At 67.3% G+C, this 14,770-nt stretch carries 15 protein-coding genes; 4 read left to right on the top strand and 11 right to left on the bottom strand.

The window, feature by feature from the left end:
• Positions 1–6: 6 nt before the first annotated feature.
• Positions 7–486, bottom strand: coding sequence for a hypothetical protein (locus AUL32_RS20245; protein ID WP_062119110.1), 480 nt, complete (start codon positions 484–486; stop codon positions 7–9).
• Positions 487–740: 254 nt separating this feature from the next.
• Between AUL32_RS20245 and AUL32_RS20240 the strand changes: the two genes are divergently transcribed.
• Both AUL32_RS20240 and AUL32_RS20235 read left to right on the top strand, forming a co-directional pair.
• Positions 741–2,186, top strand: a complete 1,446-nt coding sequence (locus AUL32_RS20240; protein WP_062119107.1) for an MFS transporter — start codon at positions 741–743, stop codon at positions 2,184–2,186.
• Between the two features lie 185 nt (positions 2,187–2,371).
• The gene (locus AUL32_RS20235; RefSeq protein WP_062119104.1) at positions 2,372–3,640 is read left to right on the top strand and encodes an arsenic transporter; all 1,269 of its coding nucleotides are present in this window, start codon (positions 2,372–2,374) and stop codon (positions 3,638–3,640) included.
• An 87-nt stretch (positions 3,641–3,727) separates the two neighbouring features.
• Here the strand turns inward: AUL32_RS20235 and AUL32_RS20230 are convergent, their stop codons facing one another.
• The 7 genes from AUL32_RS20230 to AUL32_RS20200 all read right to left on the bottom strand — a co-directional run bounded on the left by AUL32_RS20230 (position 3,728) and on the right by AUL32_RS20200 (position 8,134).
• Complete coding sequence (locus tag AUL32_RS20230; protein ID WP_062119102.1) at positions 3,728–4,780, bottom strand: helix-turn-helix domain-containing protein; 1,053 nt, start codon at positions 4,778–4,780, stop codon at positions 3,728–3,730.
• A gap of 158 nt (positions 4,781–4,938) precedes the next feature.
• Positions 4,939–5,940 carry a helix-turn-helix domain-containing protein gene (locus AUL32_RS20225; protein WP_062119099.1) on the bottom strand — a complete coding sequence of 334 codons (1,002 nt, stop codon included), beginning with the start codon at positions 5,938–5,940 and terminating at the stop codon, positions 4,939–4,941.
• Between the two features lie 281 nt (positions 5,941–6,221).
• Positions 6,222–6,473 (bottom strand): hypothetical protein, encoded by a 252-nt coding sequence (locus tag AUL32_RS20220; RefSeq protein ID WP_061977947.1) that lies wholly within the window; start codon positions 6,471–6,473, stop codon positions 6,222–6,224.
• Positions 6,473–6,670: a hypothetical protein gene (locus AUL32_RS20215; RefSeq protein WP_062119096.1), complete on the bottom strand. Its 198-nt coding sequence runs from the start codon at positions 6,668–6,670 to the stop codon at positions 6,473–6,475. Before AUL32_RS20215 ends, AUL32_RS20220 begins: the two co-directional genes overlap by 1 nt.
• A gap of 613 nt (positions 6,671–7,283) precedes the next feature.
• Complete coding sequence (gene rpsU / locus AUL32_RS20210) at positions 7,284–7,538, bottom strand: 30S ribosomal protein S21 (RefSeq protein WP_061977949.1); 255 nt, start codon at positions 7,536–7,538, stop codon at positions 7,284–7,286.
• A gap of 4 nt (positions 7,539–7,542) precedes the next feature.
• Positions 7,543–7,755, bottom strand: a complete 213-nt coding sequence (locus AUL32_RS20205; RefSeq protein ID WP_156421555.1) for a hypothetical protein — start codon at positions 7,753–7,755, stop codon at positions 7,543–7,545.
• A gap of 169 nt (positions 7,756–7,924) precedes the next feature.
• The gene (locus AUL32_RS20200) at positions 7,925–8,134 is read right to left on the bottom strand and encodes a cold-shock protein (RefSeq protein WP_061977951.1); all 210 of its coding nucleotides are present in this window, start codon (positions 8,132–8,134) and stop codon (positions 7,925–7,927) included.
• Between the two features lie 711 nt (positions 8,135–8,845).
• Here AUL32_RS20200 and AUL32_RS20195 point away from each other — a divergent pair.
• Entirely contained in the window at positions 8,846–10,258 is a 1,413-nt protein-coding gene (locus AUL32_RS20195; protein WP_062119089.1) for a protoporphyrinogen/coproporphyrinogen oxidase, read from the top strand.
• 176 nt (positions 10,259–10,434) lie between these two features.
• Positions 10,435–12,894 (top strand): PAS domain-containing protein, encoded by a 2,460-nt coding sequence (locus AUL32_RS20190; RefSeq protein ID WP_062119086.1) that lies wholly within the window; start codon positions 10,435–10,437, stop codon positions 12,892–12,894.
• 4 nt (positions 12,895–12,898) lie between these two features.
• Here AUL32_RS20190 and AUL32_RS20185 read toward each other — a convergent pair whose 3' ends face one another.
• Genes AUL32_RS20185 through AUL32_RS20175 form a run of 3 tightly spaced genes read right to left on the bottom strand, consistent with a single transcriptional unit; the run spans position 12,899 to position 14,757 of the window.
• Positions 12,899–13,381 (bottom strand): RES family NAD+ phosphorylase, encoded by a 483-nt coding sequence (locus tag AUL32_RS20185; RefSeq protein ID WP_062119083.1) that lies wholly within the window; start codon positions 13,379–13,381, stop codon positions 12,899–12,901.
• Complete coding sequence (locus AUL32_RS20180; protein ID WP_062119080.1) at positions 13,378–13,809, bottom strand: antitoxin Xre-like helix-turn-helix domain-containing protein; 432 nt, start codon at positions 13,807–13,809, stop codon at positions 13,378–13,380. Before AUL32_RS20180 ends, AUL32_RS20185 begins: the two co-directional genes overlap by 4 nt.
• Before the next feature lie 57 nt (positions 13,810–13,866).
• Positions 13,867–14,757, bottom strand: a complete 891-nt coding sequence (locus AUL32_RS20175) for an SMP-30/gluconolactonase/LRE family protein (RefSeq protein ID WP_062119077.1) — start codon at positions 14,755–14,757, stop codon at positions 13,867–13,869.
• Between the last annotated feature and the right edge of the window lie 13 nt (positions 14,758–14,770).

Below are 14,770 nucleotides of genomic sequence, written 5' to 3'. Positions count from 1 at the left end.
CTGTGCTCAGCGCTTAGGAGGAGCGGGCTGGCGATCGGCCGGAGCCGGAGCCGGGGCGCCGGGAGCGCCGGGCTGCTGCGCGTCCGCCGGCGGCGGGGGCGGAGCGGGCGGCAGCGTCAGGTTGGGGATCTTGTCGATCAGCGGCTTGGCTGCCGCGATGCAGCGCTCCAGGGGCTCGTCGCCGCACTCGATGCGAAGGCCCATGTCGCGGCCCATGCGCAGGTCGATGCCCTTGCCGGCATGCGGCGGCGGCGGAGGGGGCGCGTTCGGATCGCGCGGGCCGGGGCCGGGACCACGGGCGGGCGGCGGAGGCGGCATCTCACCGGGGGCGCGGGGCGCATCGGCCGGGCCGCCGGGCGGAGGGGGCGGGGCAGCCTCGTTGGTCGGGGCGGCCGGCGCCGGAGCGCCCGCCGGTGCGGGCTGGGCCGAAGCCCAGGAAATCGAGCCGACGGTGATCGCCGTCGCAAGAAGAGCTTGCTTCATCATCCGCATCATCCTTTCACGGGGTTGTGATGTGCGGCCTGATAGCGAACCGCGAAGAGTTTGGTTCCCTCACAAATCGAAAGTCTGAAACTTTGCTTGTTGTAAGGTCGCGTTACTGATATTGTAATTGATACTTACTTCAATAGACTCTCTTTAAAGCCTGCTGCATGCAACTTGTCGGCCGAGAGCGCATTAAGAGCCCGGTCGCCGTTGATCACGATCCTGTCAACGCAGGGAACGCGGCCGGGGGATTTTGCATGAGCATCGCGTCGGCAACGGCACTCAGTCCGGCCACAGAGCCCAAGTCCCGCTCGCTGAAAGCGTTGGGTGCGGTCAACTTTTTTCTCGCCGACGTGCGCGACGGGCTGGGCCCCTTCCTCGGCATCTTCCTGATCGGGCAAGGCTGGAGCACCGCGACGATCGGCCTCGTCATGACGATCGGCGGCATCGCGGGCATGTTGGCGACCACGCCGCTTGGGGCTCTCGCGGACGCTTCCAAGGCCAAGCGCTTCATGGTCGCCTTCTGCGCGGGCCTGGTGATCGTTGCCTCGCTCGCCATTCTCTTCCTGCCCAACTTCACCTTCGTCACCGCTTCGCAGATCGCCACCGGCATCGCGGGCGCGGCCATCGGTCCCGCCATTGCCGGCCTAACGCTCGGTCTCGTCGGACAAGCGGGACTGGCGCACCAGCTCGGCCGCAACGAAGCCTGGAACCATGGCGGCAACGTCTTCGCGGCGGCGGGCGCTGGCTTCTTCGGCTACGAGTTCGGCCTGACGGCGGTGTTCATCCTGATGACGGCCATGGCCGTCGGCTCGATCGCGTCCATCCTCATGATCGATCCCAAGGACATCGACCATGACGTGGCGCGCGGCCTGGACCCCAAGGCCGAGGGCGGCGACAAGGAAGCGCCCTCCGGCTTCAATGTCCTTTGGAAGTCCACCCCGCTTCTGATCCTCGCCGCCACGCTGATGCTCTTCCATTTCGGCAACGGTGCGATGCTGCCGCTGCTCGGCCAGCAGGTGGCGAGCCAGGCCGAAAGCGGATCGGCGTCGTCCTCCGCTTCGGCCACAGCTGCCCCCGGCGCCTCCAGCCAGGGCGCGACACCCCCGGACGCTTCGACCCAGACTCAGGCCCGGACCGATGGCGCCACCACGATCGCCCCCGGACAGTCCACCGCCGGACGCCCGGCCACCGCGCCGGTCCAGCAGCATTCCACGCTCCAGACGCTTCTGAGCGACCCGGTTTCCTACACGGCGGCGACGGTCATCATCGCGCAGCTGACCATGATCCCGATCGCGCTTCTGGCGGCCGGCTTCGCTCGAAAGCGCGGCTATTTCCTTCTGCTCATCGCCGCTCTGGTGGCGCTTCCCGTGCGCGGTCTCATCGCCGGCCTCTGGCCCAGCCATTTCGCTCTGATTCCGGTGCAGATGCTGGACGGCATCGGCGCGGGCCTCCTCGGCGTCGCGGTCCCCGGACTTGTCGCGCGCATCCTGAAAGGCACGGGTCATATCAATGCCGGCCTCGGCGCGGTCATGACCGTGCAGGGCATCGGCGCCTCGCTGAGCCCGGCCATCGCCGGCGTGGTGGTCTCCCGCTACGGATTCTCGGTCGCCTATCTCATGCTGGCGGGCTTCGCGATTCTGGGGCTCCTGCTCTGGCTCGTCTCCGCGCCGAAGGTCGCCGCCGCCTGTAAGGGCGACTGATCCGGTACTCCCGATCCTCCTTCGAAAATCTGCTCTGCCGCGCCCGATCTCCCCTGCGCGGCGGGGCGCCGTCCCCTTGCGCCTCGCCCTTGCCTGCCCCGCGCGCTTGACAGGGGCCGGGGCTTGGGGCTCACCCCTTCGCCACGCGTCCCGCCCTGCCTTTTCGAACCCCCGAGCACCATTCGATGACCCCTAGCCTGTTGCATATCGTTACCTGGGCCATCAGCGGCTTGACCGTTTTCGGCGTCATCTTCCGGCCCGGCCAATGGCCGGAATGGATCTTCGCCGTCGCGGGCGCGCTGCTTCTTGTCGTCACCGGCCTTCTGCCCTGGCGCGAGGGGCTGGCCGGGGTCGAGGCGGGGATCGACGTCTATCTCTTTCTGGCCGGGATGATGCTTCTGGCCGAAACCGCGCGGCGCGAGGGGCTCTTCACCTATCTCGCGGCCTATGCCGCCCGCTCGGCGCGCGGCTCGCCCCGCCGTCTCTTCACCCTCGTCTATCTCATCGGAACGCTGGTCACGGTGTTCCTGTCCAACGACGCGACGGCGGTGGTGCTGACGCCCGCCGTGATCGCGGTCACCCGCGCGGCCAAGGTCGCCTCGCCCATTCCCTATCTCCTGATCTGCGCCTTCGTCGCCAATGCTGCCTCCTTCGTCCTGCCGATCTCGAACCCCGCCAATCTGGTGGTGTTCGGCGCCCATCTGCCGCCGCTCGGCGAATGGCTCGGTCGCTTCGCGCTCCCTTCCGTCCTGGCGATTCTGGCGACGTTCTTCATCCTGCGCTGGAACCAGGGGGACAATCTCAGCGGCACGACCGACACGAATGTCGAAATCCCGACGCTGTCGCTCGGCGGCCGGATCGCGGCGATCGGCCTTGTGCTTGCCAGCCTCGTTCTTCTCGGCTCCTCCGCTCTCGGCCTGGAGCTCGGCTGGCCGACCTTGATCGCCGGGCTTCTCACGGCACTGGCAGTCACGCTGGGCGAGCGCTCCAACCCGCTGCCCCTGGTCAAGGAAATCTCCTGGGACACGTTGGCCATGGTGGCCGGCCTCTTCGTCATCGTGCGTGCGCTGGAGGTCAGCGGCCTGCAGGCGACGCTGGTCGGCGCGCTGCAAGGCCCGCTCAACGCGTCGCCCGATAGCGGCGCCTTCCTGTCCGGCGTGGCGCTCGCCTTCGGCACCAATCTCACCAACAATCTGCCGCTGGGCCTGATGACCGGCGCCTTCACCAACGCCGCCGAACTGCCGCAACAGGTCGTCAACGCCATCCTGATCGGCATCGATATCGGCCCGAACCTCTCGGTGACCGGCTCGCTCGCCACGATCCTCTGGCTCAGCGCCCTGCGCCGCGAAGGGCTGTCCTTCGGTGCCTTGAATTTCCTGCGGATCGGCGCGCTGGTCATGCCGCCGGCCCTGGTCCTGGCACTGCTCGCCGTGCTGCTCCAGCCCTGGAGCTGAAACCCCCCGTCGCTTCGTGCCAGAGTTTGGAAACAGGTCTGCTGAACTCGATCCCGCGAACCCATGGCGCGGGGTCGGCCGACTGCTTCAGACGCTCTCCGCCCCGACCAGCGAGCGGTCTTGAGCCGCTTGCTGTGGCGGTTGCGTCGCCACTTGCCAGCGCTCGAACATGGCCTTCGTGTCGCGCGATTGCGTCGTGCCCCGGCCGCGCGCCTCGCGCGGGGAGCAGCCGAAGCGGCGGCGGAAGGCCTTGGAGAAGGTCGCGCTGTTCTCGAAGCCGAGCGTTTCCGCCAGTTCCCGAACGCTGCGGTGCTCCTCGGGGTGGAACAGGAGCGCGCAGGCCGTGTCCAGCCGACGCAGTTGGATAAAGCTGGAGATGCCGCCGAGCGGCGAAAAGGCGCGGTAGAGCGACGAGCGCGCGATGCCGAGATCGCGCGAGATCGCCTCGGGCGTCAGCTCCGGCGAGGCCAGATTGTGCTCGATATATCGTTCGACCCGCAGCCGAAGGGCAGGCTGGGCGGGCTGCGTCTCGGCCTTGGACAGGCGCTGGTCGTCGATCTCGCCCAGCGCGGCGGTGAGGATGGCCAGCGTGCCGCGCGTCAGGCGCGCCGCTTCTTCCTCGTGCAGCGCGGGCAGGCAGCGCATCAGCGCATCCAGATGGGCCGCGAGCACGAAGTTTCCTGCCGAACGCAGGACCGTTCCGTGCAGGGCCGGGTTGCTCACGAGCGCATGCGGAAGCTTGTCGCGCGGGACGACCAGAAAGCGATGGTTCGAGAACGTGTTGACGACCTGAAAGGGGCGCGCCGTGTCGAAGCAGATCGTGTCGCCCTCCTCGGCTTCGATCGCGCGACCGTCCGCGTCGCCGGTCCAGCGCCCCCGGATGCTTTGGATGAACTGGAACTGGCTGTAGCCATCGCCGATCTGCGAGAGCGTGCGCACGACGCGGATCGGCGCAAGGAGACCCGAACCGACGATCAGCGAATCCATCAGCCACGCCGTTTGCTCGACGCGGAAATCGGCCATGGCGGCGCCGTTCAGGTCCGTGCTGAATTGGGGCAGGGAGGCCTGCCAGGCGGCGAACGCGCCTTGCGCCCCGAGTTCATCGCTGCTGAGGCGGAGCGCCTTCAAACCGTTGTTCATTCCCACCCGTTCCTTCGCGGCTGCCTCCGCGCCATTCGGCCATTCGGCCCCTCAGGCGTCCGAGGCAGTTCCGGGCTTCCCCCATCCCGCGGCTGCCCTTGGGATCATACCCCTCTCGCCGAGGTGGTCGCGCTCTTTCCTCCCAACCCGGCCTGCCGTCAAGCGTTGGCGCGCAGCACGGATTGCCAACGCTCGAACAGGACCTGGCTGCTGGCCACGAAGGTCGAACCGTTTCGCCGCGCCTCGCGCGGGGTACAGCCGAAGCGGCGCTGGAAGGACCGGGCGAAGCTCGTCGCGTTGCCAAAGCCGAGATGACGGGAGATCTCCTCCACGGACCGACGATCCTCGGGATGGAACAGGATGGCGCGCGCGGCGTCGAGGCGCCGGCTCTGGATATAGGCCGAGATGCCGCCGAAGGCGGAAAAGGCGCGGTAGAGCGTCGATCGCGGAATCTGCAGGTCGCGGCACAGCGTCTGGGGCGTGAGGTCCGGCGAGGTGAGGTTGCGCTCCACATGTCGCTCAACACGCAGGCGCACCGCCGGAATCAGGCTCCCCATATCGCCCTGCGCCCTGTCCGTGAGGTTGCCGACGCAGGCGGCCATCAGGGTCAGCGTGGCGTTGGCCATTCGCTCGGCTTCGCCCTGGTGCATCAGGGGAAGGGCGCGGCTGAGCGCGGCCAGATGATCGGCCAGAAGCCAGCCCGAGGCGGAATGCAAGACGCGGCCGTGAAGCAGGGGCAGGCTGGGCGCGAGCTCGATCAAGACCGCGCGCGGCACGTTGACCATGGCATAGCTCGAGGCCGTCGCCAGCCCATGGAAGGGGCGGGAGCCATCGAGCAGGATGACTTCGCCTTCGTTCAAGGTAAACGGCTTCCCGTCGGCCTCGCCCTGCCAGCGGCCCTTCATGAAGTGAACGAAGATGAAATTGTCGTAGCCATCGCTCAGCCGGTCGGCGTGGCGCTCCAGCCGGGTCGGCGAGGTCTGCCCATGGGTGAATACGACCTTGCGCAGCAGCCAGGCCGAAAGGTCCATCCAGAAATCGTCGAGATCGGTGCCGAGCGAGATCTCGTATTGCGGCAGGGCGGCCTTCCAGGTGGCGAGAGCGGCTTGGCGGCCGAGCTTGGAACTCTGGAGGTCGAGGCGCGAGATCGGCTTGTTCATCGTTTGAAGATCGGAAATCGGGTTGCGGCGAGGTCGCCTGTTCCTGGCCGCGCAGGACTGGACCCCGGGGAAAGGTCGCGAGCGCGGTCTCGGGCGAGGCAAGTCGATTGTTTCATGTGTGCCAGCATGGAGCAATTCTGAATTGCGCGATCGCAGCCGGCGCCGAGAAGGGAATCGCGAGCCGGTGGTTACGGCTCTCGCGCGCTGTCCCCATCGATTTCGCCGGCAGGCCCGCCTTTGGGCGCCAGCCCAAAGCATGGCCGGCAGCCCGACCTACGAGATCAAGCCTCGCGCGGAAAATCCGGGCTGTTGTAGAGCGCCTCGATCTCGACGCCCTCGTAGCGCTTGGCGGAGGTATCGATCGCGCATTGATGGCGCGTCTCGCTCTTGTCGGTGACGACGAAGCGCACGGCTTCGGCCAGCGACGGGAAGGAGCGAAAGCGCATGGCGCCCTTGGCGGGGCGGCGCCGGGCGGAGGAGGACCAGAACAGATCCGCTTCGTCCGTGAAGTCGACCGGGCCCGCGCTTCCCATTATCGCGCCTTCTTGCGCACGGGCGCGGCGGGCTGGCTATCGGCCTGCTCCATGCGGGCTTTGCGCAGGGCGTCGGCCTTGATGCGATTGGCGGCGGCCGTGGCGGCGACGCGCTCGAAGGTCGTCAGTGGTGTGTCGGCCTGCACCGCCTTGAACAGACGGTCGGCATTGCTGCGTTGAACGGACAAAGTGCTCATGGGATTTTCCTGGAAAAGAGAGAGCGCCGGGCGGGAGGAATCATGAGCCTCGGCCTGAATCGGCGCGCAGCGGTCGACTCTTCGGATCGACGCGCGGCGGAGAGAATGGAAATTGGCCCTGGGCCGGCGGCGAACCGACCGTGGGAGAGGGGGAGGGGTAAGAGTGCGGCTTGAGCCGGCGCGGAAGGAGCAAACGTCCTCCGAGAGGACGGATAGCGGCTCTGACGGCCTGGAGATGGAATTCTTCGGGCGAAAGGCTGCGAACCGATGGCCCGCCGCGGCCAAGAGCCAGCGACCGGAATTTTTGACTGCCTCGCTCGTGAGACGAGCGCGCCGAGGCAAGGTCTGAATATGACGAAAAGAGGGGCCCGATACCATTTGGCGAGTAGCTCGAGCCGCGCTGTCTGCGAAAGGACTCGTGCTCTGCCGAGGAGGGCCGACGGCCAGGGGCTCTGGGGCCGCGTCTGACTTGGGAGGACCGGCTCCAACCGGGCGAATCGACGTCGCCCGGTTTGCGTTCGAAAAGTCCGAGGTCTTTTCCATACCGCGCCGCGCCGAGATCGGCTGCGGGCGCAGGGTTCGGAAAAAACGGACAATGGGCGAGGCCCTGGACTCAGCGTGCGCCGCCGACCTTCGGGGTCAGGACCTTGCGCGGTGCCGAAGGAAGCAGACCCTCGCGCTGGGCGTTCTTGCGGGCGAGCTTCTTCATGCGGCGAATGGCTTCCTTCTTTTCCCGCACGCGGGCTTCGGAAGGCTTCTCATAGGCGCGGCGCGCCTTCATTTCCCGGAACACGCCTTCGCGCTGAAGTTTCTTCTTCAGGACGCGGAGGGCTTGGTCGACATTGTTGTCACGAACGAGAACTTGCACGGCGTCATCCTGAATGGGGCTGGGAAGGGGGAAGCGGCGCGCGCGCCGCCCGCTTGATCTTGGGTTTGGGACTGGCCTTGGCTTTCGGGGCGGCTTTCGCCTTGGCCGGCTTTTCCGCCGGCGGCGCGGCCTCGATAGGACCCTGCGCCAGGCGCAACGCCTTCAAACGCTCGGTCTTGTCCTGACGGCGCCGATTTTCCTCGGCGATCATCGTCATGGCGCTTCCCTTTTCGACCCGGTCCGGGCCGCGGGATCCCTTGACGGGTTCGTTCGTCTGGTCGGTCATGCCGTTACTCCCAGCGAAACAAAAAAGGCCGGGCAGTGCCCGACCTCCTCAATGTCGTCAGATCCGCGCCAGTACATCCGTGGTCGCGGACAGCGACAAATTACGCGTCGCGCAGGTTTTCGGCAGCGCTCTTGCCCGAACGGCGATCAGCGACGATGTCGAAGCTGACCTTCTGGCCGTCCGCGAGGGTCGACATGCCCGAACGCTCGACGGCGGAGATGTGAACGAACACATCGTTGCCGCCGCTTTCCGGGGTGATGAAGCCGAAGCCCTTGGTGGAATTGAAGAACTTAACGGTTCCGATGGTCATGACAGTCCCTTTCAAAGACGTGCCTTGTCGTCGACCGCACCGGATGCGCGGCCGCTCAAGTTTCGATATTGAGAGAGAAAATCGTGAGGCGCTAGAAGCGCATCGGAAAATCAGTCAACAAGTTCGATGGGCTAAACTTAGGCCCATCAGGAGACATTTGCAATGGCGCCGCGATTTTATTTTGACGCCGACATTTGGGCGGCGAGAGACAACTTTGCGAACGCCTTCGACGCTCACGATTTTGCACGCCGGCAATTACGCGGCAAGGCGCGGGCCACCGCCCAGCCGGCTTGGGGAGACCCAAACAGCGGGGGGCGCACCGCCGAACCGATGGGATGCGAACGCCTCGCGCGTTGGATGAAGGTCCAGGCTTGGACCTGCCGTTCGGTCAGACGGCTCGATCCGATTCAGTTTTGACTGCTCGTCACGCTTGGGAAGTGTTAATACTAACAGCAGGTTTTCTTAGCTGTGTTCTACACTTTCATTTGAACGGGCCGATGCCGTTTGAAATACTGCGCTCAAGACGGCTCGGACCATCCTTCCCTGAACCCGCTCGAAGGCTGACGGCGCGACAGGCGCGCCGCGTCGCCGCGCGCTCAGTGGAGGCTTGCGTCCGGGGCGCCGGGGGTCGGTCGGCTCCCGCCGGGCGCCGGATGCGCCGAGTTCATTTGAAAGTCCCGGCGCCGGTGCGGCCGGGCGAAAGGGAACGCCATGAAGCCGATCGCGATTGTCGGGGCCGGTCTGGCCGGGCTGACCGCCGCTGCCGAGCTGCAGCGCAAGGGCCTGCCGGTGATCGTGTTCGAGGCCGGCAAGGCGATCGGCGGCATGGCCGCGTCCTTCAAGGACAAGGACGGGTTCGCCTACGATTTCGGCGCCCATTTCATCAGCAACCGGCTGGCCAACGCACTGGGCGCCGCCGACACCTGCCGCACCGTGAAGCATTACGGCGAGGCCGTGCTCCTGAACGGTCGCTTCCGCAACTATCCGCTCGGCCTCCTGTTCGACCCGCGCCTCGTCGCCAGCGCCGTGAAGACCAAGCTCTCGGCGTCTGAGACGCCCCGCTCGGCCGCCGAGATGTTTCGCGCCAGCTACGGCGCGGCGCTGGCGGACGACGTCGCCATTCCCTTGGCGGAAGCCTGGTCGGGCGCGGCGGCGAGCGATCTCGCGCCCGCTGTCGGCCAGAAGTTCGGCGCCGGCATCCTGAAGTCGCTCTATCTCAACGTCGCCGCGCGCGTCAGCGGCCGGGCCGTGTGCAACGGCTATTCGCACGAGATGCCGGAAAGCGCCGGCGTCTATCACGTCTATCCCGAGGGCGGCCTGTCCAAGCTCTTGGAGCCGACCGTGCGCGCCGTGCAGCCGGCCATCCGCATGGAATCGCCGGTGGAGCGCATCGTGGTGCGCGGCGGGCGGGTCGTGGCCGTGCGCGTGCGCGGCGAGGAGATCGCGGTTTCCGCCGCGATCAGCACCGCGCCCGTCCACGTCCTGCCCAAGATCGTCGAGGGCACGGACGCGCTGGATGCGCTTTCGGCCTTCCGCTACCGGCCCATGGCCTTCGTGAACCTGCGCTTTTCCGGCCGCGACATTCTGCCCGACACGATGCTCTGGGTGCCCGATCGCCGGCAGCGCTTCTTCCGCGTCACCGAGGCGCCGGTCTCCATGCCTTGGCTCGCCCCGGAGGGGAAGACGCTGCTCACCTACGATCTCGGCTGCGAGGTCGGCGACGAGATCTGGCGCATGGCGGACGAGGATCTGGCCGAGCTTTGCCTGGAAGGCACCTGCCGCATCTTCGGCAACGACCTGCGCAAGCGCTATCTCGGCGCAGGCGGCACGCTGCGCACCCCGATCGCCTATCCCGTCTTCCTCCAGAGCTACGAGAGCGCCCGCCAGCGCTTCGCGCAGGACACCGGCGTCGCCGGCCTCTACAGCATTGGCCGCCACGGCGAGTTCGCCCATATCCTTATGGAGGACATCTACTGGCGCACGCTGCGGCGCATGAACGATGTCGCGGCCTACGTCGGCGAGCGGCCCGAGCCCTTGCAGGGCGCGCTGCGCGATTTCGCCTCGGCCTCCACCGATCTCCTGAGCGATCTGGTCAGCCCGCTTTCCCCCGCGCCCCACGCCTGAAAGCCCCGCTCTCAGGCTTGAAATCATCGGAATGAAACCCGCCGAGCCGGCATCCGGCTCGGCTTTTTTTCGTGCGTTGGCGGCGCGGTGTTTGCGCGGGGGGCTGGGCATCGAATCCAGAGGCGGTTATGGGCAATCCGTCCCGTTTTCCGTGCCTTGTCGGAGTTGTCTGCCCGATGCCGCATTCCGTCCCGACCGAGCCAGACCGCGCACAAGATCCCCTGGCGTTTCTCGCCGGTGGTGGCGAGGCGACGCGCCTGATCCTCGCGCGCGACTGGAACGGGCATGTTCTGGGGCCGCCGGAGGGCTGGCCGGTGGAGCTCAAGGCGGCGATCAGCCTCGTGCTCAACTCGCCGGAATCAATGATCCTCTCCTGGGGGCCGGAGCTCAGCTTCTTCTTCAACGAGACCTATTTCCCGCTTCTGGGCCCGCGCCTGCCCTGGGCCATGGGCGAGCGCTTCGACGTGGTCTGGGCCGACGGCTGGGCGCAGGCCAAGCCCATCATCGACGCCGCCTTCGCGGGCGAGCGGCAGCGCTTCGTGGACCTGCCCTGGAAGCTCGACACCGATCGCGGCGCGCGCGACACGTGGTGGACCTTCTCGTATTCACGGGTGCTGGACGCCAGCGGCGCCATCGCCGGGCTCTTCATCTTCACCAACGAGACCACCGACCGGGTCTTGAGCGACACGGCGCTGCGCGAAAGCGAGGCGCAGTTCCGCGCCTTCGCCGAAGCCGTGCCCAACCATGTCTGGGCCGCGCGGCCGGACGGCTATCTCTACTGGTTTAACCAGCGCGTTTCCGCCTATTCCGGCCAGCCCATGGAGGCGCTTGTCGGCACCACGCAATGGGGCGCCATGGTCCACGACGAGGATCGGGGCGGGGCGGCCGAGGCCTGGGCAGAGGCACTGCGGACGGGCCGGACCTACGAGACCGAGTTTCGCGTTCGCCGCTCCGACGGGCAGTATCGCTGGTTCCTCGTGCGGGCCGAGCCCGTGCGCGGCGCGGACGGCGCGATCCTGCGCTGGGTCGGCACCAACACCGACATCCATGAGCGGCGTCGGCAGGCGGCAGAGCTGGAACGGCTCACCGTCCGGCTGGAGGAGCAGGTGCGCGAGCGCACGGCCGATCGCAACGCGCTCTGGCAGCTGACGCCGGACCTCATTCTGCGCTGCGGCTTCGACGGCACGATCAACGCCACCAACCCGGCCTGGGCCGACGTTCTCGGCTGGCACGAGCACGAATTGCTCGGCACGCAGCTTTTCGACCTCGTGCATCCCGACGACCGGGAGCGCACGCGGGAAGGCGCGCGACAGCTGTCGCAGGGCGAGGGCCATGCCCGCTTCGACAACCGCTTCCGCCGCAAGGACGGCACCTATCGCTGGATCAGCTGGTCGACTCACCCGAGCGAAGGCGTCATCAACGCGATCGGCCGCGACGTCACGATCGAGCGCGAGCGGGCCGAAGCCTTGGCGCAGGCCGAGGAGGCGCTGCGCCAGAGCCAGAAGATGGAGGCGGTGGGCCAGCTGACCGGCGGGCTCGCGCACGACTTCAACAATCTTCTCGCCGGCATTTCCGGCAGTCTGGAACTCATGGGCCGGCGCCTCGCGCAGGGGCAGGGCGCGGAGGCGGAGCGCTATCTCGTGGGTGCTCAAGGGGCGACGCGCCGGGCGGCGGCGCTGACGCATCGGCTTCTGGCCTTCTCGCGCCGCCAGACGCTGGACCCCAAGGCCACCGGCGTCGGCGAGCTTGTGGCCGGGCTGGAAGAGCTAGTGCGGCGCACGGTCGGGCCGGCCATCGCGCTCACGATCGAGCAGCCCGCCGATCTCTGGCCGGTGCTGGTGGACCCGAACCAGCTGGAAAACGCGCTTTTGAACCTCTGCATCAACGCGCGCGACGCCATGCCGGACGGCGGCGCGCTGGGCATCAAGGCGTTCAACGAGCGGCTGGACGCGAAAGGCGCGCGCGAGCGCGATCTGCCCACTGGGGACTATGTCAGCCTTTGCGTATCGGACACGGGCTCGGGCATGACGGCCGAGGTGCTGGAGCGCGCCATGGAGCCCTTCTTCACCACCAAGCCGATCGGCGTCGGCACGGGCCTCGGCCTGTCGATGATCTATGGTTTCGTGCGCCAGTCCGGCGGCCAGGTGCGCATCCAGTCGACGCTTGGCGAGGGAACCAGCGTCTGCCTCCACCTGCCGCGTCACCATGGCGAGGCCGACACGGCCGAAAGCGTGCAGCCGGCGCAGGCGATCCCGCCCGCCACGCAAGGGCAGACCGTGCTCGTCGTGGACGACGAGGCGCTGGTGCGCATGCTTATCGTGGAAGTCCTCGAAGACCTCGGCTTTGCCGCGCTGGAGGCGGAGGACGCGCCCTCCGCGCTGATGCATCTGCGGGGGCAAGGGCGGATCGACCTTCTGGTCAGCGATGTCGGCCTGCCCAACGGCATGAACGGGCGACAGCTGGCGGAGGCGGCGCGCGAGCTGCGCCCGGGACTGAAGGTCCTGTTCGTCACCGGCTATGCCGAGAACGCCGTTCTCAACGCCGAGCATCTCGGGCGCGACACGCAGGTCGTCACCAAGCCCTTCGTGCTGGACGATCTCGCCCGCCGCATCTCGCATCTCGTCTCGGGGGAGTGAGGGGTCAGACCCCGAACAGTCGCCGGTCCCAGAAGACGGGCTCGTGCAGGCTCGCCTGGATCAGCGCGAACTCAGGATGAGCGGGGTTGATGAGGATGTTGCGCTCGGGCCGGGCGACGACGCTCGGCACGAGAAGAAGCGCGCTGCGCCGCTCCAGGCACCATCGCTCGCCGAAATCCTTGCTGACCCCGGCCGGCATCGTGTCCCACCCGGGCAGGGCGGGCGTCGAGACGATCTCGTAGCTGAGGCCGCGCGGCAGCGTCACCTCGATGAAATGCTGGTTTGGCGGCAGGCGCCCGCTGCCATGCACCAGCTTTTCCAGAAGCGCCGTGGCGAAATGCTCGCTCGTGTAGATCAGCGGGCTGCCCGGCGTGTTCCATCGGCCGGGCGCGATCGTCGAGCCGGTGGCATCGAAGATGGGATAGGCACCGGCGGGATCGCCGATGCGATAGCTCGTCAGTGTTCTGTCCAGAACCTGAGGGGTCAAGCCGCGCTGCCGTATTTGAGGCGGCCGAGGATGTCGAGAACCAGCTCGGCGCCGATCTCGCCGCCGATCACCATGTCGATCGGCCGCCGGTCCTCCAGCATGGGATGGGTGCGGAACAGGAAGTCGCGCGCGGCCTCCTCCTCGCCCCAGACGTCGAGCGAGAGGCCCCAGACGCGGGCGACGCGCGCCAGCCGCGCGCCCTCGTCCGAAGACAAACGATGCCGGCTCTTGCGCCGCTCATAGGTCGCCTTGGGCACGAGCCGATACTTGAACTGCGCGTCGCCGGGCGCGAGCAGGCGCGCCACGCGGTCCAGCGCGCCGAGCGGCAGGCCGTCCTCGATCCGCGAGATCAGCCCGAAGGCGGAAAGGCTCGACGCCTCCTGCTGGGGCAGGCCCAGAACGTCGGCCATGGTGTTGAAGGCCAGCATGATGCATCTCCTCATCTGAGACCATAATTGGCCTCAGATGAGGAGATGCGCAAGGGCTCAGGCGCCGCGCACGCGCGTGTAGATCGAATAGATCGAGGTCGTGGCGGCGATGAAGAGCCGGTTGCCCTTCGGGCCGCCGAAGCAGAGATTGGCGACCGTTTCCGGCACGAGGATCTTGCCGAGCCGCGTTCCATCGGGGTGGAACACGTGGATGCCGTCCGCCGCGCTCGACCAGAGCCGCCCGTCGCGATCCATCCGCATTCCGTCCGGCACGCCCTTGTCGATCAGGGCGAAGACCTCGCCGCCAGTGAGAGTCTCGCCCTCCACCTTGAAGCGGCGGATATGGCGCGGGGCCTGCGCATCGTGGCTGGCGCCGGAATCGGCGATGTAGAGAAGCGAATGGTCGGGCGAGAAGCAGAGCCCGTTGGGCTGCCGGAAATCGCTGGCGACGCGCGTGATGGCGCTGGTGGCAGGGTCGATGCGGTAGACGCCCTGGCAGTCCTGCTCCTGCGTTCCCTTGTGGCCCTCGTAGTCGTCGCGGATGCCGTAATTGGGGTCGGTGAACCAGATCGAGCCGTCGCGATGCACCACCACGTCGTTGGGCGAGTTCAGCCGCTTGCCGTCGAAGCTCGTTGCAAGCACGGTGAGCGAGCCGTCGGCTTCTGTCCGCGTGACGCGCCGCGCGCCATGCTCGCAGGAAACGAGGCGCCCGGCGCCGTCGCGCGTGTGGCCGTTGGTGTAGCCGGCGGACGCGCGATAGACATGCGTTCCGACCTCGGGAATCCAGCGCATCATCCGGTCGTTCGGAATGTCGCTCCAGAGAAGATAGTTGCCGTCGCCGAACCAGACCGGTCCTTCCGTCCAGCGGCAGCCGGTGTGGATCTGTTCCAGCGAGACGTTGATGAGGGCGACCTCGTCGAAGCGCGGGTCGAAGCGTTCATAGAGCATGGGCGACTCGGGG

It is taken from the genome of Aureimonas sp. AU40 (assembly GCF_001463785.1).
Classification (GTDB): Bacteria; Pseudomonadota; Alphaproteobacteria; order Rhizobiales; family Rhizobiaceae; genus Aureimonas.
This window is presented reverse-complemented; position numbering and strand designations above follow the sequence as displayed.